The organism is Pseudomonas sp. MF6396 (assembly GCF_002018915.1).
Taxonomy (GTDB): Bacteria; Pseudomonadota; Gammaproteobacteria; order Pseudomonadales; family Pseudomonadaceae; genus Aquipseudomonas; species Aquipseudomonas palmensis.
In genome coordinates, this window is the sequence record NZ_MVOK01000044.1 from 1 (window position 1) to 22,314 (window position 22,314).

Below are 22,314 nucleotides of genomic sequence, written 5' to 3' on the forward strand. Positions count from 1 at the left end.
TGGATGGTGAGCAGTGTAATGATGATGGTGGCGTCAGTGGTTGGTGGAGTGTATTGTAATTGTAAATGATGCGGATCCCACCGATATCTACCTGATCCTCTTCGTCGGCGGCGGCGGATGGGTAGAAGGGACAGCGCCAGCACCCCCAGGCTGCGCACCAGCCCCAGCGCGGGCACCAGTACGAACCCGCACAGCATCACCCCGGCAATCCCGCCCAGGGTGTTGAGCGCCACCACCGCGCCCACGTCGCGCCCCGCATGGCCCGGCGTGCAGGCCAGGCGCAGCGCCACCGGGAACGCCGCCCCCAGCAGCGTGGTGGGCAGCAGCACGACGCTCACCGCCACCACCGCAAAGCGGGCACTCATGCCCGCCAGTGCGCTGCCGCCCAGGCCCAGTACCAGCGCTTCGGCCTGGGTCTGCGCACTGATCCGCCAGCGCCCCAGCCCGGCGATTTCCAGCAGCGCCAGCAGCCCCGCCGCACCGATCAGCATGGCAAAGGTGGCCCACGGGTCGCGCAGCCGCTCCACGCGCCGGGCAATCAGTGCGCTGCCCAGCATCAGCCCGGCCAGGTAGGTGGCCAGCATCACCGCAAAGGCGAAGGTGCGGGTGCTCATGAACTGCACCAGGGCCTGCGACCAGATCACCTCATAGCCCAGCGCAATGCCCCCGGCCACCGCGTACAGGGCCAGGGCCAGGCGCGCCGCCGGGCTGCGCGGGGCGCTGGCGGTTACCACGGTGTCGGCTTCGACGTCCGGTGTCAGGCGCAGCAGCCACAGTGCGCCGGCCCCGGCCAGCAGGTTGAGCACGGCGGCGGCACAGGCACTGCCGCGTACCCCCAGCAGCGGGATCAGCACAAAGGCTGCGAGCAGGGTGCCGACAATCGCCCCGGCCGTGTTGGCCGCGTACAGCTGCCCGCCGGCGCGTCCGGCCGTTGCCCCTTGCGCGGTCACGGCACGCACCAGCACCGGCAGGGTGCCGCCCATCAGCAGCGCCGGCAGGGCAACCAGGCTGAACGGCAGCGCCCAGGCCAGCAGCCCGATGCTGCCCTGCAGGCGGGCGAACAACCCGGCGCTGCTGCCCAGGGCCAGGGTGGCCGCGATGCCGACCACGGCCACGGCCAGTTCGAGCAGCGCATACAGGCGCAGCGGCTGGCGCAGCCGATCGGCGTGACGCCCCAGCCACCAGCCGCCCAGCGCCAGCCCGGCGAAGAATGCGCTGATGCCGGTGGTGATCGCATGCACTTCCACCCCCACCACCAGTGACAGCTGCTTGATCCACAGCACCTGATAGATCAGCGCCGCGCTGCCGGAGACCAGCAGCAGGGTCGCTGCCAGGGGCAGTGTGCGGGGTGGAGCGCAGGCGGCGGGGGCTTTGGCGTGTCGGGAGGAGCGGCTGGCGACCGGCATCAGGGCAAGGGGCCTTGTGGTGAGTGCTGGGAATACGCCCTCGCGGGAGGGACAACCAGTGCTTGAGCCTAGCAGCAGATTGGCGGGTTGGGCGGGTATCGCAGTCGGCAAAATGCCCCGTCAGGGACGAGGCATCCGTGTGCAGCTTGCCGCCTATTGCTTGCCTTGCTTCATCTTCTCCTCGATCTTCGCGTCCACCTGCTTGCGCACCTGGTCGACGCTGAAGCTGGCCGGGTGCTGGCTGGGTGGGTAGTCGATGAAGGTTTCGAGAAACACCGAGGCCTTCATGGTGGCGATGCCGGTCAGGTAGACGTTCTTCGCCAGCCAGTCGTTGTACTGGTCAGAGACCACGTCGGCGCGCTCATACGGGTCCATGCGCAGGTTGAAGATCTTCGGCACGCGCAGGCACACGAAGGGGTCCTGCCACACTTCGAAGCCGCCGGGGCGACGCTGTTCGCAGAACACCGCCTTCCAGTCGCCGAAGCGCATCGCCACCAGGTCGCCGTCGTCGTTGAAGTAGTAGAACTCGTCACGTGCGCCCTTGGGTTGCTGGCCGGTGAGGTAGGGCAGCTGGTTGTAGCCGTCCAGGTGCACCTTGAAATTCTTGCCACCGGCAGTCGGTGCCCAGCCCTTGAGCAGCTTGTCCTTCACGCCGGTGTCACCGGCAGCCGCCAGCAGGGTGGGGAACCAGTCCAGGCCCGAGAACATCTCGTTGGACACCGTGCCTTCCTTGATCTTGCCCGGCCAGCGGATGATCGCCGGCACGCGGAAGGCGCCTTCCCAGTTGGAGTCCTTCTCGCTGCGAAACGGCGTGGTCGCCGCGTCCGGCCAGGAGAACTGGTTGGGCCCGTTGTCGGTGGTGTAAATCACGATGGTGTTGTCGGCGATCTTCAGGTCGTCGAGGGTCTTGAGCAGCTTGCCCACGTCGCCATCGTGCTCGAGCATGCCGTCGGCGTATTCGTTGCCGGGCATGCCGCTCTGGCCCTTCATCGAGTCGCGCACATGGGTGTACACGTGCATGCGCGTGGTGTTCATCCACACGAAGAACGGCTTGTCGGCGGCCACCTGCTTCTTGATGAACTCCTCGGCCGCGCCGGTGGTTTCATCGTCGATGGTTTCCATGCGCTTCTTGTTGAGCGAACCGGTGTCCTCGATCTTGCCGTCGGCGAAGGCGTGGATCACCCCGCGCGGGCTGAAGTTCTTCACGTAGGGGTCGTTCGGGTCCTTGGGCCAGTAGGGGCGCTCGGGCTCCTCTTCGGCGTTGAGGTGGTAGAGGTTGCCGAAGAACTCGTCGAAGCCGTGCTTGGTCGGCAGGTACTCGTCCTTGTCGCCCAGGTGGTTCTTGCCGAACTGCCCGGTGGCGTAGCCCAGCGACTTGAGTGCCTGGGCGATGGTGATGTCGCGGTCCTGCAGGCCCACCGGCGCCCCCGGTGCGCCGACCTTGGACAGGCCGGTGCGCAGTGGCGTCTGCCCGGTGATGAAGCTGGAGCGGCCGGCGGTGCAGCTGTTTTCCGCGTAGTAGTCGGTGAACAGCATGCCTTCCTTGGCAATGCGGTCGATGTTGGGGGTCTGGTAGCCGACCACCCCCATCGAGTAGGCACTGATATTGGTCTGGCCGATGTCGTCGCCGAATATCACCAGGATATTCGGCTTGTCGGCGGCACTTGCCGCCCCTGTCGCGAGCCCCATCACCGTGGCCGCGACCAGCGCGAGCTGCGGTGCCCATCTGCGTATGCGAGTCATCTGACTTGCCTCCCTTTCGCCATTCGAGCCGCCCGCAGGCGACATGTCGGTTGCATCACTGCTTTGCTCGTTACCGCGTCACTGCGATTGCGGTGTGGAGGCAGGCTCGAACGGGAATACCCGGGCCCAGTCGGCCGCCATGTCCACGATTGTCCATTGCTGGCGGCGCGCTTCGTCCAGCGCCTTGTCCAGCCGTCCGACCTGCGACTCGCGGTCGTAGGCCCATTCACGTTTCGCGTCGGTGTGGTGCACCAGGCCCATGAAGCGCGGGCCCTTGCCGGCGGCGGTCCATTGCAGCATCTGCAGGTCGCCGTCGGAGTTGCCGAAGGCCAGGATCGGCCGACGCCCGATGATCGCGTCGATGCTTTCGGGCTTGCCCGGGCCATCGTCGTTGTGCGCGATCCTGGCGGTACGCAGCAGGGCCGGCACGCCGTCGACCAGCTGGTATTCGGTGACGAAGCTGGAGCCGATCACCTGCTCGGGCGGCACGCCGTACACCTCGTCGGCGAAGGCGCGCATGAACGCGGTGTCGCCCCCGGAAACGATGTACACCTTGAAGCTCTGGCTGCGCAGGTAGTCGAGCAGCTCGTGCATGGGCTGGTAGATCATCTCGGTGTAGGGGCGCTGGTGGGTGGGGTGACGGGCCTTGGCCAGCCAGGCCCGGGCATGGCCGATGAAGGCTTCGGTGCTGACCCCGGTATGGGTCACGCCGATGATTTTCAGCAGGCCGTCCATGCCGGCGGCGGCCAGGGCCTTCTGGTCGTTTTCCAGCACCGCCTTGAACGGCTGGGTGGTCTTCCACTCGGGGTGCTCGGGGGCCATGCGGCGGATCTCGTCGAAGGCGAACAGCACCTGGAAGTAGGCGGGCTGTTCGCTCCACAGGGTGCCGTCGTTGTCGAACACCGCGATGCGTTGCGCGGGGGTCACGAACTGCGGGTCGCCCTCGCGGGTGACGCTTTCGACGAACTGCACAAGGGCGGCCCTGGCGGCGCCCTGATGCCATGAGGGCAGCGGCGCATCGGCCTGGGCCGACAATGGCCAGTGCAGCAGCAATACCAGCAGCAGCCACCCACGAACACTCGGACTGGATTTCATCGCGACTCCCTGTTCTGCATTGGATTGAGCGGGCGCAGGCCGTGGCGCGCGGGCGCGGCAGGCTGGCGCGGTGAATGCCGTGCATGAAGCTGTGCAAGTTCGGCCTTGAGCGCAGCGAGCAGCGTATCGGGCGCGCCGTCTGCGCCGTCTGCGCCGTAGCAGCGTCGCAGCAGCGCCAGCAGGGTGGTGTCGTCGGCCGTGGCCAGGCGCACGCTGCCCTGGCTGCGCCTGAACCACAGGTATAGCGCAGTGAGCTGCGGCGGATGCCTGGCCAGATCAACGGGCACCTGTTGCCATGCATGCTCGGCAGAGGCGAGGCGACGGGCCTGGCGTCGGGCCTGCCAGTGCCGCCAGCGGGCCAGCCAGGTCGGCCCGCGGCTACGCCACACCCGCCACGCCAGGCCCAGTGCCGCGAGCACCAAAGCGGCGCCGAGCCAGTGCCGCGACAGGTGCAGGCGGCCCTGCTGGCCAAGACGCTGCAGATCGTCGGCCACCGAGAACACCGGGGTGTAGGCAGGGCCGGCGCTGGCGGTGAAGGGCACGGCGGGCAGCGTTGTGATACGCAGGGCCTGGTCGGTGGTGCTCCACCAGTGCACCTGCACGGCGGGCAACTGGTAGCTGCCGGGCTGCTCGATGCGGTAGCTGGCGGTGTCGATGCGCTGGCCGCCCACGACGTGGCCACGGCCATCGTCGAGGGCCTGCACCTGGGGCGTCTTGAGGTAGAGGCTCAGGCCCGGCACAGCCTGCAGCGCCGTCACCGGCAGCATCAGGCTCGGCGCGCCCTGGGCCTGCAGGGTCACGCTGCGGGTAAGGCTGTCACCCACCTTGAGTGTTCTGCTTGCCGGGTTCACCTGCTGGGTCAGGCTCAGGGCGCTGGCCACCAGCACCGCCTGGCCCGGCTCGACCCCGGCCGGCAGTTGTACGCGCAGGTGCAGCGCCGCCGTGGTGGCGCTCAGGGCGGCCGCGGCATTGCCCGGCCGGGCCGTCACGGTCAGTGCGGGAATGTCCAGGGTGCCGGCCTGCTGCACGGTGATCGGGTACAGGTAGCGCATGCCGAACCAGGTGCTGCCGTCCAGGTTCAGGGTCAGGTGCTGGGCCTGGTCGCCGGGCGGGGTGACCAGTGCGCCGGGCACGCTCAGCGTCGGCAACTGCGGGGCGCCGGTGAACCAGGTGTCGGTGAGCACGTCCAGCTGCAACTGCACGGTTTCACCTACCACTACGCTGTCGCCCCCCAGCAGTTGCGCCTGCACCCGCAACTGCGGGTCGGCGGCAAGCGCACAGCTGCACAGCAGCCAGGCCAGGAGCAGGCCGACAAGCCTCATGGCGCCCCCCTGGCAGCCTGGTCCTGCAGGCTGAACTTGCGCTTGAGAAACTGCGCGGGCGAGGTGGTGAGGTTCTGCAGCCACAGGGCGTCCGAGGTCGCCTGCGGGGTCTGCACCTGCTTGCTCGGGCCCTTGCCGGCCGGCTTGTCGAAGGCCACCTGGTCGGCCTGCACCTCTGGGGCGTTCTGCTGCGCCGACTCGGTGTCCTTCTGCAGGGCGATGGCCAGGGCGAGGTTGGCCTGGGCCTCGGCAAACCCCGGTTGCAGGGCCAGTGCCTGGCGATAGGCGGCGATGGCCTGGTCGAACTTGAAGCGGCGGGTGTAGATATTGCCCAGGTAGAAATAGGCCGGTGCGGTGTGCAGGCGCGCGAAACTGGCCAGCGCCAGGTCGTAGTCGGCCCCTTGGTAGGCGGCAATGCCCTTCCAGTAAGGGTCCTGAAAGTGCGCCGCCGCGGCGGGCAGGTGGTGGTGTTCGAAGGCCCAGCGACCCTGCTGGTCGGGGGTCATGAATGCATCCACCAGGGCATTGGCGCGCGCCCCGTCCGGGGCCAGCACCAGGCCCAGCAGCAGGCACGCGCTTCAGTTCAGGCTCCAGCCGCGGCGGATGCACAACAGGGCGATCAGCAGCAACGGCCAGCACAGCCAGTAGCCGGCGTCTTTCCAGCGCAGCTGCTGGCTGGCCGGGTCGGCGTCGGCGAAGTGCTGCTGGGCATGGGCCTCGATCCAGTCCAGGTCGTCATCGTCGGGGGTCAGGCTGCCCAGTGGTGCATCCAGCGCCCTGGCCAGTTGTTCGAGGCCGGCCTTGTCGAAGCGGCCCAGTTGCGGCCGGCCGTTGCTGTCGGTGCGCGGCTGACCGTCGGCGCCCCTGACCAGACCGCCATCGCTGCTGCCCACCGCCAGCACCAGTACCTGCAGCAGGCTGGCGTCCAGGGCCTTGCCCAGCGGGGCCAGTTGCGTGGTGTCGGCACCGTCGGTGAGCAGCACCAGGGTGGCGGGGCCGGGCTCGGCGGCGATCAGTTGGCGGGCCAGCGCCACCACGGCCAAAACGTTCTTGCCAGGCTGTTCGATCAGGTCGCTGCCCAGCGCCTGGATGAAGCTGTCGAGCAGCGCCGGGTCGCGGGTGGGGGGCAGCACCAGGTGTGCGCTGCCGGCATAGGCGATCAGCCCGGTGGCTGCGCCCTGGCGGCGTTGCACCAGGCTGTGCAGCTTGTGCTTGGCGGCCTCCAGGCGGGTGGGCGAGAGGTCGCTGGCGTCCATCGAGCCGGACAGGTCCAGGGCCAGGATCAACGGCGCGCGGTTGTCGAGAAACTGCGGGCGGTCCTGCTCCCAGGTGGGGCCGGCAGCGGCCAGTGCGCCGAGTGCGAGCAGGGCCGCCAGCAGGTGTATGGGGCGAATGCGGTGCCGGTCGTGGCCGTCCATGCGCAGGTGCGCCAGCAGTTGCGGGGCAATGCTCACGTTCAGCGCCTGGCCGCGCTGGCGGCGCCAGGCCAGCACCAGCAGCACGGCGGGCAGCCAGAGCCACAGCCACAGCGGGCGCAGAAAGTGCAGGTTGTTCAGGTCAATGTCCATGCGCGGGCGCCTCCACTGGCAGGCGCCTGCGCCACCACGCTGCCGCCAGGGCGAGCAGGTGGTACAGCGTCAGCAGCAACAGGGCCGCGCCCAGCGGCAGCCAGAACAGGTCGCGCTTGGGTTGGTGGCTGTAGGTCTTCACCGCGTGCGGGGTGAGCGTGTCGAGGGTGGCGTACACCTGTTGCAGGGCATCGCGGTCCTGGGCCCGGAAGAACTGCCCGCCGGTGACGGTGGCGATCTGCTGCAAGGTCGGCAGGTCGACCTTGGCCTCGGCTTCGGCCTGCGGGTCGCCGATACCGATGGTATGGATCACCACTCCGCGGGCCGCGGCGATCTGGGCGGCGTGGGCGGGGGTGATGGCGCTGCTGGTGTCGTTGCCGTCGGTCAGCAGGATCAGCACCTTCTGCGGCTCGTGAGCCTGCTCCAGCAGCTTGAGGCTCAGGCCGATGGCATCGCCGATGGCGGTGTTGGGCCCGGCCATGCCGACGTCGGTCTGCTGCAGCAGGATCGACAGGCTGGCGTGGTCCAGGGTCAGCGGTGCCTGGGCGTAGGCGCCGCTGCCGAACACCACCAGGCCGAGACGGTCCTGCTGGCGCCTGGCGATGAAGTCGGCGACCACCGCCTTGACCGCGCTGATGCGCGAAACCGGTTTGCCGTCGGCGTTCTTGAGGTCGACGGTCTGCATCGACTGGGAGATGTCGATGGCCAGCATCAGGTCGCGTACTGGTGCCTGGCGCTCGATGGGGGGCTCGACCAGCACCGGGCGTGCCACGGCCAGGCACAGCAGTGCCCACACCAGCCAGTGCAACAGCAGCTGCCAGCGATTGGCCCGGGTGCCGGGCAGGCGCGGACGCTGCCCGGTGGCCTGGCTGATGGCCTCGAAGAACGGTACGCGCAAGGCGCTGCGGGCTTCCTGATAGGGCGGCAGGTAGCGGTAGCCGAGCAAGGGCAGCGCCAGCATCAGCAACAGCCAGGGGTAATCAAGCTGCCACATGATGATGCTCTACCCAGGCGCGGCTGTAGCCCAACAGCGCTGACGCATCGATTTCGTGCAGGCGGCTGTCGGGGGCATAGGCCAGCTGCGCCAGTTGCCAGGCGAAGTCGGCGGGCAGCGGGGTGCGTGAATGGCTCACCAGAAACGCCTGCCAGTCGGCGGCATGCAGCGGGGCAACGGCCGGAGCCTCGGGCATCGACAGGGCCACGCGCTTGAGCAGCTCGGGCACTTCGCGCAGGGCCTGCACGCGCCGGGTTTGATCTGCCATTGCCTGTTCCAGCTGGCGCAGGCGTGCCAGGGCTTGGCGGCGGTAGCGGTCGCGCTGCCAGCGGCGCAGGCGCAGCGCCGCCCACAGCACCAGCCCGGCCAGCAGCAATGCCGCCAGCAGCGCCCAGCCCCAGGTTTGTGGCCAGTAGCTGACGGCGGGCGGCAGCGCCAGCTCCTTGAGCTGGTCGACGCTGGACACTGGCGCGGTCATGCCGGTGGCCTGCGCAGCTTGCCCAGTTCCATGCGCAGCTGTTGGGCGGCAGGCAGGGCGGTGCTGAACATCAGCAGCGGCACCTGGCTGCGGCGCAGCATCTGCGCCACGTCGTGCAGGCGGCCACTGAGAAACTCGCTCAAGGGTTTGTGCACCTGACGCCGCTCCACCGCCAGCTCCACCTGCAACTGGCCCTGGGTCACCAGCAGGCGCCCCTGGCGTGGCAGGTCGAGGGCCAGCGGGTCGTAGACCTGCAACGCGATCACGTCGTTGTGGGTACGCAGCTGGCGCAACTGATGCAGGGTGCGTTCGCCGGCACCGGCGAAGTCGCTGATGAAGCAGATCAGGCAGTCGTGCGCGGCCAGCGCCAGGCAGCGCTGCAGGACTGTGTCGAGGCCGTGCGCAGCATCGCCATCGGGTACATCCGCCGACAGCGCCTGGTTGAACTGTGCGGCCCTGGCGCAGATCGCCTGGACCCGGCTGCGGCTGCGCAGCGGCGCCAGGTATTCGATGCGGGTGTCGTCGAACAGCAGGGCGCCGACCCGGTCGCCTGCAGCCAGCGCGATCCACGCGCACAGCGCGGCCAGTTGCGCGGCCAGCGCCGACTTGAAGCTGACCTGCGAGCCGAAGAACATCGACATGCGCTGGTCGAGCACCACCAGCACCGGGCGGTCGCGTTCTTCGGTGAAGGTGCGTACCACCGGCGTGCCGGTGCGCAGGCTGGCCCTGCAGTCGAGATGGCGCAGGTCGTCGCCGGGCTGGTAGCGGCGCAGCTCGTCGAAGTTCAGGCCGCGCCCGCGCAGGCGCGAGGCGTGGCTGCCGGCCAGCACGCTGGCCCTGGGCTGGCGCGCCAGAAAGCTCAGGCCGCGGGCATCGAACGCCAGCGCCATCAGCTGCGCCAGCGATACGTAGACGTGCCCGTCGGGTTGCTGCGCCGGTGCTGGCATATGCGGTCCTCAGGCCGGGATGGCCACCTTGTCGAGCAGGCGGTCGAGTACCTCGCTGCTGGTCACGCCGTCGGCCACCGCGTCGTAGCTCAGTTGCAGGCGATGGCGCAGCACCGGGTGGAGCATGGCGCGCACGTTGTCGGGCGAGACGAAGTCCTGGCCCAGCAACCAGGCATCGGCGCGCGCGCAGCGGTCCAGGCCGATGCCGCCGCGTGGGCTGGCGCCCAGCTGCAGCCAGCGCGCCAGGTCGGCGTCGTAGTCGGCGGGGTGGCGGGTGGCGTTGACCAGTGCGATCAGGTAGCTGTCGATGGCCGGGGCCACGTGAATGGCTGCCACTTCCCGGCGGGCCTGGAAGATCACCTCCTGGCCGAGGCTGAAGCTGTCGCTGGCCGCCTTGGCCGCCGCCCGCTGTTCCTCCTGGCGCAGCAGTTGCAACACCTGGCCTTCATCGGCCGGCGCGGGGTAATCCAGCAGCACCTTCATCAGGAAGCGGTCCATCTGCGCCTCGGGCAGCGGGTAGGTGCCTTCCTGCTCGATGGGGTTCTGGGTGGCGATCACCATGAACAGGTCGGGCAGCCTGTGACTGGTGCCGGCTACGGTGATCTGGCGCTCCTCCATGGCTTCGAGCAGCGCCGCCTGCACCTTGGCCGGGGCGCGGTTGATCTCGTCGGCCAGGATCAGGTTGCCGAACAGCGGGCCGGGCTGGAAACGCACCTGGTGCTGGCCCTCGACCTGTTGCAGCACCTCGGCGCCGGTGATGTCGGAGGGCAGCAGGTCGGGGGTGAACTGGATGCGGCTCATGCGTGCATCCAGGTGCCGGGCCAGGGCCTTGACCGTGCGGGTCTTGGCCAGGCCCGGCAGGCTCTCGAGCAGCACGTGCCCGTTGGCCAGCAGGCCCACCAGGATCTGGCGGATCACCTGGTCCTGGCCCAGCACCGAGGCGGCGATGGCGGCGTGCAGGGCATTGATGTCGGTGAGGGCGCTCATGGGCATTCCTTTGGGTCGGGTGGTTTCACCATGGCGCAGGCACCACGATGAACTGCACGTTGCTGCCGACGTACTGCGGCTGGTACCAGGTGGCGCCGCAGTGCTGGTAGGCCACACCGTTGGCGACCACCGACACGCAGTCCGGCGGTACCTCGGCCACCTGGGTGCCGATGGCGATGGCCGTGGCAGTGGTGGCACCGACCACGGCAGCGGCGGCCCAGGGGTGATACCAGTCGTCCGGGTGCGGCGGTGGCGGTGGCGGTGGTGGCGGCATCGGGCCGGGGCCGGGCGGGTGAGGGCCCGGGCCCGGTGGATGCGGTGGCGGGCCCGGTGGGTGCGGCCCAGGGCCGGGCTGCGGATGCGGAGGCGGCGCCGGGTGGGGCGGCATCGGCTGCGGATGCGGGGGCATCGGGTGCGGCATGGGCTGGTAATGCGGCGGCGGGGGGGCGAAATGGCCGCCCCCGGCGTGATAGGGCACCACGAAGGTACGCCCGCCACCGCCGCCGCGCAGTTGCCAGGCGTCGGCCATCAGCGGTGTCAGCAGGCAGGCGCTCAGGCCCAGGTGCAGGCAGGTACGCAGTGGCGTCATGGCTGGCGGCCCTCGTTCGGTTCGCGCAGCGGCACCGCCACGGCCTTGGCCGGCGGGGTGAAGTCGAAGGCTGCCGGGTTGATGGGCGTGCTCAGGTCCCAGTCGAAGGTCACGCTGTGGCGCGGGCGCTCGGGGTCGTCGCGGCGGGTGATCATCAGCTTGCACGGCAACGGCTGCGCGCCTTCGCGTAGCCACAGTTGCCAGTCGATGTCGGGCTGGCGGAACACGTAGTGGGTACAGGCCTGGCCGTCGAGGGATTCGCTGCCGATCAGCGTGGCCTGGGTGATGCCGACCTGTTTCGCGGTCTGGGCGTTCCAGCGGAACAGGTCGGCCAGCGGCAGGGTGATGGCGTAGCGCTCGCTCAGTTGTCCGAGCAGTTGCTCGATGGTCGCCGGCGCCGTGCCTTTGCTGTAGTAGCCGTGACGACCGTCATACAGGGTGAACTGCTTGCCGTCGTAGAAGAACTGGCGCGCCGCCGAGCCCTGGTCGACGCTGACGAACAGCTTGTCGGGCTGGCGGGCGAGCACCTGGGTGTGGTGGGCGAAGGTCACCGTGGGGCCGCTGTCGAGTTGCTGGTCGGTTTCGCTGCGGGTGCTCAGGCTGAAGGCCTGCAGGCGGTGCAGGTAACTGCCCATGTTCGACAGCGCGGCCAGGGCCCTGGGGTCGAGCGGGTCGGCAGCCTTTGCCAGGGCCGGCAACAGGGCCAGCAGGGCCAGGCAGGTGAGTCGGTGCGAACGCTTCATCAGGCCTCCCATGGCTACCAGGCGTAGTTCAGGCGCAAGGTCCAGGTGTTCACATCGGGTGAGCCGGTACGTTCGGACACGGTGTCGGTGTAGGCGATCAGGCCACCGAACTGCGGCGAGAGCATGAAGCCCAGGCTGGCACCGACCAGGGTGTTGGCCTGCTTGTTGTCCTGGTTTTCGCCGTTGATGCGGGTTTCGCCGCCGAAGCTGTAGGTGGCGTCGAGGGAAGCCCACAGGCCGCGGTTGATGGTGTAGCTGTAGTGGCCTTCGACGGCATACAGCGGTTTCTGCTCCAGCTTGTTGTCGCCCAGGTAGTCGTCGTTGTCGCCGAACAGCGAAACCCAGGTGTTGACCTCCAGCCAGGTGGGGCCGATGGGGTGGCCGAAGCCGATTTCGGGTTTGACCACCCAGCGGTTGGCGCCGATGTTGATGACGCGGTTCTTGGCGTAGTCGCCATTGGGCACGGTGAGCCATACGGCGCCGGTCATGAAGGTTTCCGGGGTCCAGCTGGCGAACTCCTCGGCGGTCAGCGCCGGGCCGCCGAAGAAGTTGTGGGCGAACACGATCTGGGTGTCGCCCATGCCGCCGTTGTGCTTGGTGCCATTGAAGAAACGTGCATCGTCGAACGAGGCCGACACGTCGGCGTATGGCTGCACCAGCTGGATCGCGCTGTTGCGTCCGTCGATGCTGAACGAGCGCGCCAGGCGCAGGATGTAGAGGTCGGCATCCAGGGACAGGCCGTCGATGGGCAGGGCGGTGTCGATCGGGGTGTTGGTGTCGATGCGGTTGTAGTAGCCGAACACCATGTTCAGGTCGATCGGGATGTTCTGCCAGTCACGCGCGTTGTCGGCCTGCACCAGCAGCGGCGCGCCACTGAGCACGAGCACCGGCAGGTAACGCAGGACAGGTCGGGTATGCATGGTGGTGCTCCTTCAATTGAACGCACAGGGTGCTGGCTGCCGGAGGGTCCGGTCATGGGCTGGCTACTTGCCGAAGGTCACGTTGAGGCCGGCGAACACGGTGAACTGCGGCAGGCCGTCACCTTTCTTTTCCACCGTCCACTGCGGCTCGATGAAGGCGTTGAGGATGTTGCTGCCGGCCTTCCAGGCCTTGCCCACGCCCAGCCCCAGCGGGATGTAGTGGGTGTCGTTCTTCAGGTCGAAGGTCCAGGTGCCGGTGGAGCGCAGGTACCAGCCCTTGGGCAGGTTGTGGATGATGAAGGGCTGCAGGGTGGCGGTTTCGACGTGGGCGCGGTCATGGTCGCCGGCAAACGAGCTCTGGTACTGCACCAGCGCACCGAGCAGCCCGCGTGGCGAGGCGTCGATGGCCACCGCCGCCAGCCCCGCCTGCCACTTGCCGGTGCCCAGCTCGTCGTGCTCGGCAGTGGGGGCGGTGAGCTGCGGGCCGATGCCCAACTGCACGCCTTCGGTCTTGAGCAGGAAGATGTCGAACAGGTTGAGGTCGCCGATGCCGGTGCTGTAGCCGCCGTGGGGGTCGGGTCGGGTGCTGATGGGCAGGGTGGCGCGCAGCAGTTGCGGTACCGGCAGCAGTTCGCCAGGGGCGACCGGCAGGGTGCCGCGCACCAGAAAATCGTTGGTATGCACGTTGCTGTCGTACACCGAGGGGGTGTAGTAGTCCTGCAGGTTCAGGCCCGGTGCCAGGTTGAGCGGGTTGTTGCTCTTGTTGGCGGTTTCGGCGTTGTCCGCCAGGGCGTGCTGCAGGAACAGCAGGGCGCAGGGCAGCACGAGACAAGTGGCGGTGGTCCTTTGCATGACGGTGGTGCCTGTTCAATGTTGCGCTTCTGGGCAGGGGCCGGCCTTGCCAGCGAGGCAGGGGCCCCAGGGGGCGAATGGGCGCGTACGCTGGCGCCGGCACCACCGGCGACCACAGGGTCACTGATACTTGATGACGATGCCCTTGAGCTTGCGTCCGTCGATGGAGCGGATATCGCGGTCCCAGAGCGGGCCACTGACATAGGCCGAAACCGGCTGGATGCGGTCGTAGACCACCACGACGGCGTCGCCGCCGATACTGGCGGCCTGTTCGCGCAGCTTCTGCTCCACGTCGGTGATCGGTGGCGGCGGGGACACGCTGGCATCGACCACGATCTCGCCCAGGCGGACATGGGGGCGGGTCGGTTCGCTGCGCAGTACCTCGACCGTAGCCGCAGTGGTGGGCGAAGGATGGGGCGCCCCGACGTATTGTGTGGTGCGGGCATCGATGCTGCTGCAGCCCGCCAGCCCGGCCAGCACCAGGCCCAATGCAAGAACGCTCATGCAACGTGGTATCGACATGCTTCGACTCCGTCCGAAGTATTAATACGCTGTAACAACGTTCCAATGAAAATAGCCGCACTTGGGCGGGCCGCAAGTGACGGGCGGCGAAAGTGCGGGTTTGTTACCATCGTGTTCTTTTGGGTCGGGGCATGCCCCGACAACGCTCAGGAGTACGCAATGATCCTCACCACCACTGGCACTGTCGAAGGGCGCGAAGTCGCGGCCTACCTGGATGTAGTCAGCGCCGAATCGGTGCAGGGCATCAACGTGGTACGCGACATCTTCACCAGCTTTCGCGACTTTTTCGGCGGCCGTTCGCAAACCCTGGAAAGCGCCCTGAAAGAAGCGCGCATCCAGGCCACCGACGAAATCCGCCAGCGCGCCCGCAGCCTGCAGGCCGATGCAGTGATCGGCCTGGATTACGAAATCAGCATGCCGTCGGCCCGTGGCGGCATGGTGGTGGTGTTCGTCACCGGCACCGCGGTCAAACTCAGGTAGCCATAGGCCACTGGTCGGGTGCGACAATAAGTGACCAGGCAGTCTTCAAATGTCCGGCTAGTCTCTGAAAGCAACAGGTCACTATTTCCTAGGCATTCATCTGCGTGCCGGTAGTGATCCACAGCAGGGGAGCCGGGTATGAAGGAATCGTATTTCGAAGACGATGGTGACGAGTTTCCCATCAACAGCCAGGTGCGTTGCGGGCAAGCAGCGTTCCAGCTGGGGTTTGCCAACATGACCCTGGAAGACGCGCCGGTACGTGTGCGCTCCACGGTGCCACCGCGCAGCGAGCGCCGCCGGTTTCTGCCGGGCCTGCGCAAGAAGTAGCCACGACGCCGAAGAGGCCCCGCCATCCAGCCTGTGCTGCGGTGTGTGGGGCTTTTTCATGCGGGTTGTAGGCTATTTCGCAAACAGACGACCGGTACGCTGAATCTGCCGTTTTATGCGGCTTTCTTGGCCTCGCTCAATGGGGCGACGGCTGTCGCTAGCCCCCTTGGCGGTTGTATGCCTTACTGTCGGTTCGAACGAACAAGGAGCAGTGCGATGCGCATCAGGGAAGAGACTTATTGGGCGTGGGCCGACTCTCAGCTGCACAGCCGCAGCCATGACGAAGAACTCAGCGATGGCACCAGCATCGACGTGCAGGTGCGGTTGTCGCGCACCGGGGCCACGCAGATGTTCCTGGGGGTGTACGGGCGCCGGGGCAAGGCGCTGTTCGAGGAGTACTACCCCTCGTGCCCGGGTGAAACCATGAGCCGTGCGCTGGTGCGCGGTGTGGACCGGGCCCGGGCGTTGGCCACCGACGCCGTGCCGATGGAGCACCCGCGGTTTCGTCGTCAGGCCTGATGCCTGCGGTTACGCCCTGTCGTGGCGCACAGGGAATGTGCGCAGACGGTGGGGCGAGCCAGAGCCGCGATGAGGCGATAAGGCACGCATAAAAAAGGCGACCCGGAGGTCGCCTTTTTCAATTCGCCTGGCTCAGCACAGCCGGTCGATCACCTTCACGTCCTGGCGCTCGCGGATGGCGGGCCATTCCTGTTGCAGGGTCTCCAGCACCTTGGCGACAAACGCGGTGTCTGCCGCTGCCTTCTTGCCGACGTAGCCCTTGCCACGGCGGAACATCCTGAAACGGGCGCGCATTTCACGCTTCGCATCGATCGCCTCTTCGACAGTGTGCGGCGGCATCTTGTCGATGTGCACGTCACCTGTGGCACTGACCCACAGCAGGTGGTCATCGAGGCTGTCCTTGCGGGCAGCGAACAGCTGAGCCAATTGGTCGATGGTGGGTTGGTTGTTCAAGTTGATCATAAAGCCCCCTATTACCTATTCGTCGTTGGTGAGTTCAAACCTGCGCTACTTCATGTAGCGATCTACCAAGGCTGCTACAGCAGCGTCGCAACAGGGGCTTTCTTCACTCTGCCTTTTGGACAGTCCCTCTCCACGGACAGCCCGAAACCGCTCGAACTGTCTGGAACACCCTTTGCCAGCGCTCCCGATCAGGGAGACGGCCTCATCATGCAAGGGGCAACGAATGCCGTCAATAGGTTTTGTAGTGATTTTTTTTATTCACTACAAATGACCGGTCAGTCTTTTTCGAGCTTACGGGTCGCTGCGCCACAGGCTGTTGGAATGTCCTACAAAGAGCTCTGGTCAGGGCGTCTTGGCCATGTATTGACCCGGGTCAGCGCGTACCGGCCAGGCGCTGGGGATGATAGGGGCCTGTTTTGTTGCCAAAGAAGTCCTGCCCATGAGTACCCCCGCCAATCCTCCCGCAGCGCCTGGCGCTCAACCCCTGTTGCCCGTGGGCCTGCTGCTGGGCATCGTCGCGCTGGTCGGCGTGCTGCTGTTGCCGCTGCCGGCCGACCTGCCGGTGGCCGGTCACCGCGTGCTGGCGATCCTGGCCTTTGCGGTGGTGATCTGGATCACCGAGGCGGTGTCGTACGAAGCCAGTGCGATCATGATCACCTCGCTGCTGGCATTTTTGCTGGGCACCGCACCGACCCTTGCCGACCCGTCGGTGATCTACGGCTCGTCGGCAGCCGTGAGCATGGCCCTGACGGGCTTTGCCAACCCGGCATTGGCGCTGGTGGTGGGGGCCCTGTTCATCGCAGCGGCGATGACCCACACCGGGCTGGACCGGCGCATCGCGCTGGTCACGCTCAACCGTGTGGGCGTGAGCACCCGACGCATTCTGCTGGGGGCGATGGTGGTGATCATCCTGCTCAGCCTGGTGGTGCCCAGTGCCACGGCGCGCAGTGCCTGCGTGGTGCCGATCATGATGGGCGTGATCGCCGCGTTCGGCGTGAACAAGCGCTCCAACATCGCCGCCGGCATCATGATCATCGTGGCCCAGGGCACCAGCATCTGGAACATCGGCATCCAGACCGCAGCCGCGCAGAACCTGCTGACGGTCGGCTTCATGGACAAGATGCTCGGTGCACGGGTGTCATGGATCGACTGGCTGATCGCCGGGGCGCCGTGGGCGTTGATCATGTCGGTGGTGCTGATCGTGCTGGTGCTCAGGATGCTGCCCCCCGAGAGCGACAGCATTCCCGGCGGCAAGGCGGCGGTGGCCGAGCAGTTGCAGGCGCTGGGGCCGATGAGCGGGGCGCAGAAGCGTCTGCTGGGGGTGTCGCTGCTGTTGTTGCTGGCCTGGGCCACCGAGGGCAAGCTGCATCACTTCGACACCACCTCGACCACCTACGCCGGGTTGGTGCTGCTGTTGCTGCCGCGCTTCGGGGTGATGACCTGGAAGGATGTGCAGGCGCGTATTCCGTGGGGCACGGTGATCGTGTTCGGCGTCGGCATCAGCCTGGGCACCACCCTGTTGACCACCCAGGCCGGGCAATGGCTGGGCGGGCAGGTGGTGGCCAATACCGGGCTGGATCAATTGGGCACGCTGGGGGTGTTTTCGATTCTGGCGGCGTTTCTGATCGTGATCCACCTGGGCTTTGCCAGTGCCACGGCGCTGACCTCGGCGCTGCTGCCGATACTGATCGCGGTGCTGCAGACCTTGCCGGGGGATTTCAGCCGCCTGGGCATGACCATGGTGCTGGGGTTTGTGGTCAGCTACGGGTTCATCCTGCCGATCAACGCACCGCAGAACATGGTGTGCCTGGGTACCGAAACCTTCAACGCGCGGCAGTTTGCCAAGGTCGGGATCGTGGTGACGCTGGTGGGGTACGGGTTGATGCTGGTGTTCGCCGCAACATGGTGGCACTGGCTGGGCTGGATGTAGAAGGGCCGTTGCAAGCGGCAAGCGGCAAGCGAGGCCGAGCCAGCTTGCCGCTTGCAGCGATGCTCATCAGAAGTTCGCCGGGGTGTTGGCGCTGATGATCTCGGCTTCGTCCTGGCCGATGTTCTTGAAGCTGTGGGGCAGGGTGGTGGGGAAGTAGTAGCCGTCGCCGGAGTTCAGCACGCTGACCTGGCCGTCTACCCGCAACTCGATGGTGCCACGGGTCACCAGGCCGCATTCCTCGCCCTCGGTGTGCACGATCGGCTCTTCGCCGGAGTCGGCGCCCGGCGCATACAGCTCGCGCAGCATGCGCATCTGCCGACCTTCGACACTGGCGCCGACCAGCAGCCTGCGCAAGCCACCACTGCCCAGGTCGGGCTGCTCGTTGGCGCGGAACACGAAGCGTTCTTCGCGCGGCGCTTCGTCGAAACTGAAGAACTCCGCCAACGACATCGGGATGCCTTCCAGCAGCTTTTTCAACGAGCTCACCGATGGGCTGACGCGGTTCTGCTCGATCTGTGAAATCGTCGAGTTGGTCAGGCCGCTGCGCCTGGCCAGCTCCCGTTGCGAGAGCTTGGTGCGTTCACGTACCAGTTTGAGTCGTGTCCCCGTGTCCATAGCCGCCTTGATGTCAAAAATAATGGGCGACGCATTAAAACACATTCCGTCGCCGAACCCGCCTACTGGCGTGCAGGCACCGGCCACAAGGCGATCAACAGCAGCAGCAAGGCGGCCATCAGGTACGGCAGGCGCGGGTCCAGGGCATAGATCAGGGTGCCGGCCAGCGGCCCGATCACCGTGCCCAGGGCCTGTGCCGCGGCCACAGAGCCTGCGGTCGCGCCCTGTTCACCGGCATCCACCGCGTTCGCCGCCAGCGCCTGGAACGCCGGGAACACCCAGCCCATGCCGGCCGCAGCGACGAAGTAGCACGCCCACAGCATGCCCACGCTGTCGGCCAGGGCCCCGCTGGCAAAACCCAGCGCACTGATGCAGCCGCCCACGCGGATCATGCGCAGCGGCGGCCATTGCAGCTTGCTCACCAGCACCTGCGAGAAGATCAGCGCCGCACCCACCATGGTCAGGGCAATGCCCGCCGCCTGGGCGGCATCGGCAGGCGCCAGGCCCAGGCGGTCAAGGGCAAAGAAGCCTACGGTGATCTGCGCCAGCGACACGCACAGCATCGCCACGAAGGCCACCGTGAGCGGGCGAAGCAGGCGCGGGTCGGTCAGGCTGACGGGGCGGGGCGGTTGCCTCAGGTGCAGCTCCTGACCCTTGAGCTTGAACTGCAGTACCAGCAATGCCAGCAGTGGCAGCACCGACATCGCATAGAACGGCAGGCTCAGGCTGTGGCGCGCCAGCAGCGCGGCCAGTGCCGGGCCCATCACCAGGCCCACGGCGTTCGCCGCACCCAGCGAGGCCATGGCGCGGGCGCGCTGTTGCGGTTGCATGTTGTCGGCAATCAGCGCGGCGCAGCCGACCGGCAGGGCGGCATAGAACGCACCGATCAGGCCGCGGCCGATCACCAGTGCGGCAAAGGCCAGGGAGGTGGCCGGCAGGTAGCGCAGCGCGCCATCGATGAATAGGCACAGGGCCCAATAGGCCAGGGTGAACCCCGCGGTGCCCACCAGCAGCACCCGGCGGCGACCGAAGCGGTCGCTGGCCCGGCCCCAGGGGCGCGCCAGCAGCATCCACACCACCCCGGCTACCGTGACCGCCGCGCCCGCCTGCCAGGCTGCCAGGCCCAGCACGCGGGCGATGGGGCCGATCAGGGCGACGAAGGCCATCATCGCCATGGTGCAGGCCATGTTGACCACCATCAGCGGACGCAGGTCGAAGGCGGGGGTTTTGAGCAGCGGGGGTTGCTGGGCGGTGTTCATGGCTATCCAAGGCAGAGGAGCAAGGCGGCCATTGTGCCGCAGCTGTCCCCAAGGCTAAAGCCTGTAAACGATAGTAATAATCATTTAATTGACTTCAGCCTTGTTGCTGTGGGTTAGAAGTCGCCTTGCAGGGTCACCATCAGGTTGCGCGGCTCGCCATAGAAGTTGCCCCAGCCAGCGGCGCCGACGCTGCTGTAGTAGTGCTTGTCGAACAGGTTGTTGCCGTTGAGGGCCAGGCTCCAGTTGTCATCCAGGCGATAGCCGATGCGGGCGCTCCACAGGGCGTAGCCGGGCTGCACCATCTTGGTGTTGCGGTCCACGAAGTGGTTGGCACTCTGCGCGCTGACCCCGCCGCCCACGCTCCAGCGCTGCAGGGCGCCGTCCAGGTCGTAGTTGGTCCATACACGCGCCATGTGCCTGGGCACGTAGCTGGCGGTGAAGGTGGCGTCCTGGCGGGTGTCGTCGATGCGCTTGAGGTATTCGACCTGGGTGTAGGTGTAGCCGGCCAGCACCTGCAGGCGCTCGATCAGTTCACCGCTCAGCTCGGCTTCGAAGCCCTGGGCGCGCACCTTGCCGCTGTCGGTGTAGCAGTAACCGTCGGACGACCTATCGCATACCGTGCTGTAGTCAGCCTCGGCGCGACCCTGCTCGGTGTTGCGGAACAGGTTGAAGGCGCCATTGAGGCGACCCTGGTACCACTCGGCCTTGACCCCCACCTCATAGCTGGCACCGGTCTTGGGCTTGAGCGAGCTGCCGTCGGCCTTGGCGTAGGTGCTTTGCGGCTGGAAGATGTCGGCGTAGCTGGCGTAAACGGACCAGGTGTCGTCCAGGTCGTAGATCAACGCGGCGAACGGCGTCACCTGGCCGTTTTCCTGGCTGCGGTTGGGCTGCCAGTAGTTCCAGTATCGGGTGTAGCTGTCGCTGCTGTTGCGGTACCAGCTGACGCGGCTGCCGAGTACGGCGGTGAGGGGCTCGGCCAGCTTCAGGCGCAGGGTGGCGTAGGTGCCGAACTGACGGGTGTCGGAGGTCACCGGAATCGGCCCGCCGCGGTAGGACTCCTTCTCGTAAACCGAGTCACCCGGCTTGGGGATGTGCGGGTTGGGGTTGAACGGGTTCTGGGTAACGCCGTACAGCTCGGTCAGGTTGATCAGTTCGTAGCGGTCGCGGCCCTTGGAGCGGCTGGCGTTGGCGCCGACGATGATCTCGTGCTCCAGGCCCCAGGCCTGGAAATGGCCGTCCAGGTTGGCGTCGAAGCCGTAGTCGTCCTGGTCGTAGTCGAACAGCCCGGAGTACAGCTTCGAGGCGCCCTGGGTACTGCCCACCGGCACGGTGCCTTCGCCCATGGCGTATTGCATGTTCTGGTCGTTGTGGGTGTACATCGAGGCGACCTTGAGCGCCCAGTCTGCGTTGAAACGGTGGGTAAGGTCGGCGAACAGGCTGGTTCGCTCGCTGTCCCAGTGGTTCCACGACGCGCCCAGGCAGGTGGAGCGCGACAGCTTCAGGTCGCTGCCGTCGCTGTAGCGCGGCAGGCCCTGCCAGCAGGGCTTGGCGTCGAGCTTTTCGTAGGCCAGGCCCACGCCCAGGGTGGTGTCCTCGTTCAGGTCGTAGTCCAGTGCGCCGTACACCACCTGGTCTTCGCGCTCGCCGATGTCGTAGAAGTACTTGCGGTCCTGCTGGGCGACCACGGCGCGCCCGCGCAGGGTGCCGGCGTCGTTGAGCGGGCCGCCGGTGTCGACCTGGGCGCGGTAGTTGTCCCAGGTGCCGGCCGACAGCGTTACGTGGGTGGCGGCCTTGTCCTGGCCGCGCTTGCGAATGAAGTTGACCCCGCCGGCCGAGCTGCCGGCGCCTTTCATCATGCCGGCGGCGCCGCGCATGATCTCGACGCGGTCGTAATAGGCCATGTCGCTGGAGAAGCTGTTGGCCTGCACGTAGTTGCCGCCCACATCCAGCGGTACGCCGTCGTACTGGTACTGGCCGGCGATCATGAAGCCGCGCGAGTAGAAGTACTTGCCGCCCATGGGCGAGTCGTGAACGGTGATGCCGGGGGTTTTCTCCATCACCTGTTCGAGGCTGGTGAGGTTCTGTTCGTCCATCATCTTGCGCGTGATGACCGTGACCGACTGCGGGGTTTCGCGCAGCGAATGCTGACCCTTGCCGATGCTGACGCTGCGCACGGTGTAGCTGTCGGTGCTGTCGCCGGTGCTGCTGGTGCGGGTGCCGTCGACGTTGGTGGCGCCCAGTTCCAGGGCGCCGTTGCTGCTGGGGGCCGGGCGCAACGAGTAGCTGCCGTCGCCTTGTGGGAAGGCTTGCAGCCCGCTGCCGGCCAGGATGCGGCTGAGGCCGTCGAGGGTGGCGTACTGGCCTTGCAGGCCGGGGCTCTGCTTGCCGCGGGTGAGGGCGGCGTCGTAGGACAGGTTGAGGCTGCTGGCGGCGGCGAAGGCGCCGAGCACGCTGGCCAGCGAACCGGCCGGAATGTTGTAGGCCGTGCGGCTGCTGCTGACTTCATCGGCCATCGCCGAGGGGGCTGGCAGCACGCTGGCGGCCATGGCGGCGGCC

21 protein-coding genes and 1 pseudogene are annotated in these 22,314 nt (G+C 67.1%); 4 read left to right on the forward strand and 18 right to left on the reverse strand.

Going from position 1 to position 22,314, the window contains the following annotated elements; all coding sequences use genetic code 11:
• The 14 genes and pseudogenes from MF6396_RS26715 to MF6396_RS26780 form a co-directional block, all read right to left on the reverse strand.
• Window positions 1-1,406, reverse strand: a 1,406-nt coding sequence (locus MF6396_RS26715) for a fused MFS/spermidine synthase (protein ID WP_177346355.1), incomplete at its 3' end; no start/stop codon positions are given.
• Window positions 1,407-1,559: 153 nt separating this feature from the next.
• Window positions 1,560-3,149: an arylsulfatase gene (locus MF6396_RS26720; RefSeq protein ID WP_043859768.1), complete on the reverse strand. Its 1,590-nt coding sequence runs from the start codon at window positions 3,147-3,149 to the stop codon at window positions 1,560-1,562.
• A 78-nt stretch (window positions 3,150-3,227) separates the two neighbouring features.
• The gene (locus MF6396_RS26725) at window positions 3,228-4,244 is read right to left on the reverse strand and encodes an HAD family hydrolase (RefSeq protein ID WP_078481931.1); all 1,017 of its coding nucleotides are present in this window, start codon (window positions 4,242-4,244) and stop codon (window positions 3,228-3,230) included.
• Window positions 4,241-5,566, reverse strand: coding sequence for a BatD family protein (locus MF6396_RS26730; RefSeq protein ID WP_078481932.1), 1,326 nt, complete (start codon window positions 5,564-5,566; stop codon window positions 4,241-4,243). Before MF6396_RS26730 ends, MF6396_RS26725 begins: the two co-directional genes overlap by 4 nt.
• Window positions 5,563-7,134, reverse strand: a pseudogene (locus tag MF6396_RS26735) (VWA domain-containing protein). The gene MF6396_RS26730 and the pseudogene MF6396_RS26735 overlap by 4 nt, the downstream one beginning before the upstream one ends.
• The gene (locus MF6396_RS26740) at window positions 7,124-8,128 is read right to left on the reverse strand and encodes a vWA domain-containing protein (RefSeq protein ID WP_078481933.1); all 1,005 of its coding nucleotides are present in this window, start codon (window positions 8,126-8,128) and stop codon (window positions 7,124-7,126) included. The pseudogene MF6396_RS26735 and the gene MF6396_RS26740 overlap by 11 nt, the downstream one beginning before the upstream one ends.
• A complete protein-coding gene (locus MF6396_RS26745) occupies window positions 8,115-8,606 on the reverse strand; it encodes a DUF4381 domain-containing protein (protein ID WP_078481934.1) in 492 nt (163 codons plus the stop codon). The genes MF6396_RS26740 and MF6396_RS26745 overlap by 14 nt, the downstream gene beginning before the upstream one ends.
• The gene (locus MF6396_RS26750; RefSeq protein WP_043859762.1) at window positions 8,603-9,553 is read right to left on the reverse strand and encodes a DUF58 domain-containing protein; all 951 of its coding nucleotides are present in this window, start codon (window positions 9,551-9,553) and stop codon (window positions 8,603-8,605) included. The genes MF6396_RS26745 and MF6396_RS26750 overlap by 4 nt, the downstream gene beginning before the upstream one ends.
• A gap of 9 nt (window positions 9,554-9,562) precedes the next feature.
• Complete coding sequence (locus MF6396_RS26755; RefSeq protein WP_078481935.1) at window positions 9,563-10,540, reverse strand: AAA family ATPase; 978 nt, start codon at window positions 10,538-10,540, stop codon at window positions 9,563-9,565.
• 25 nt (window positions 10,541-10,565) lie between these two features.
• The gene (locus MF6396_RS28865) at window positions 10,566-11,129 is read right to left on the reverse strand and encodes a hypothetical protein (RefSeq protein WP_078481936.1); all 564 of its coding nucleotides are present in this window, start codon (window positions 11,127-11,129) and stop codon (window positions 10,566-10,568) included.
• Window positions 11,126-11,872 carry a DUF2092 domain-containing protein gene (locus MF6396_RS26765; RefSeq protein ID WP_078481941.1) on the reverse strand — a complete coding sequence of 249 codons (747 nt, stop codon included), beginning with the start codon at window positions 11,870-11,872 and terminating at the stop codon, window positions 11,126-11,128. Before MF6396_RS26765 ends, MF6396_RS28865 begins: the two co-directional genes overlap by 4 nt.
• A gap of 14 nt (window positions 11,873-11,886) precedes the next feature.
• Entirely contained in the window at window positions 11,887-12,792 is a 906-nt protein-coding gene (locus MF6396_RS26770; RefSeq protein ID WP_043859780.1) for a transporter, read from the reverse strand.
• A 63-nt stretch (window positions 12,793-12,855) separates the two neighbouring features.
• Window positions 12,856-13,644 carry a hypothetical protein gene (locus MF6396_RS26775; protein WP_058541250.1) on the reverse strand — a complete coding sequence of 263 codons (789 nt, stop codon included), beginning with the start codon at window positions 13,642-13,644 and terminating at the stop codon, window positions 12,856-12,858.
• A 120-nt stretch (window positions 13,645-13,764) separates the two neighbouring features.
• Complete coding sequence (locus MF6396_RS26780; protein ID WP_408004359.1) at window positions 13,765-14,148, reverse strand: hypothetical protein; 384 nt, start codon at window positions 14,146-14,148, stop codon at window positions 13,765-13,767.
• 177 nt (window positions 14,149-14,325) lie between these two features.
• Between MF6396_RS26780 and MF6396_RS26785 the strand changes: the two genes are divergently transcribed.
• The 3 genes from MF6396_RS26785 to MF6396_RS26795 all read left to right on the forward strand — a co-directional run bounded on the left by MF6396_RS26785 (window position 14,326) and on the right by MF6396_RS26795 (window position 15,492).
• On the forward strand, window positions 14,326-14,646 hold the full coding sequence (locus MF6396_RS26785; protein WP_043859777.1) for a YbjQ family protein: 321 nt from the start codon (window positions 14,326-14,328) through the stop codon (window positions 14,644-14,646).
• 138 nt (window positions 14,647-14,784) lie between these two features.
• Window positions 14,785-14,973, forward strand: a complete 189-nt coding sequence (locus tag MF6396_RS26790) for a hypothetical protein (protein WP_043859776.1) — start codon at window positions 14,785-14,787, stop codon at window positions 14,971-14,973.
• A gap of 216 nt (window positions 14,974-15,189) precedes the next feature.
• Window positions 15,190-15,492 carry a hypothetical protein gene (locus tag MF6396_RS26795; RefSeq protein WP_043859775.1) on the forward strand — a complete coding sequence of 101 codons (303 nt, stop codon included), beginning with the start codon at window positions 15,190-15,192 and terminating at the stop codon, window positions 15,490-15,492.
• A 132-nt stretch (window positions 15,493-15,624) separates the two neighbouring features.
• Here the strand turns inward: MF6396_RS26795 and MF6396_RS26800 are convergent, their stop codons facing one another.
• A complete protein-coding gene (locus MF6396_RS26800; RefSeq protein WP_043859774.1) occupies window positions 15,625-15,954 on the reverse strand; it encodes a hypothetical protein in 330 nt (109 codons plus the stop codon).
• A 439-nt stretch (window positions 15,955-16,393) separates the two neighbouring features.
• Between MF6396_RS26800 and MF6396_RS26805 the strand changes: the two genes are divergently transcribed.
• Window positions 16,394-17,884 carry a DASS family sodium-coupled anion symporter gene (locus tag MF6396_RS26805; protein ID WP_054915142.1) on the forward strand — a complete coding sequence of 497 codons (1,491 nt, stop codon included), beginning with the start codon at window positions 16,394-16,396 and terminating at the stop codon, window positions 17,882-17,884.
• Between the two features lie 66 nt (window positions 17,885-17,950).
• On the opposite strand, the gene MF6396_RS26810 is transcribed toward MF6396_RS26805, so the two are convergent.
• The 3 genes from MF6396_RS26810 to MF6396_RS26820 form a co-directional block, all read right to left on the reverse strand.
• A complete protein-coding gene (locus MF6396_RS26810; RefSeq protein WP_078481938.1) occupies window positions 17,951-18,499 on the reverse strand; it encodes a cupin domain-containing protein in 549 nt (182 codons plus the stop codon).
• A gap of 62 nt (window positions 18,500-18,561) precedes the next feature.
• Window positions 18,562-19,758, reverse strand: a complete 1,197-nt coding sequence (locus MF6396_RS26815) for an MFS transporter (RefSeq protein ID WP_078481939.1) — start codon at window positions 19,756-19,758, stop codon at window positions 18,562-18,564.
• A gap of 113 nt (window positions 19,759-19,871) precedes the next feature.
• Window positions 19,872-22,304 (reverse strand): TonB-dependent siderophore receptor, encoded by a 2,433-nt coding sequence (locus tag MF6396_RS26820; protein WP_078481940.1) that lies wholly within the window; start codon window positions 22,302-22,304, stop codon window positions 19,872-19,874.
• Window positions 22,305-22,314: the final 10 nt, after the last annotated feature.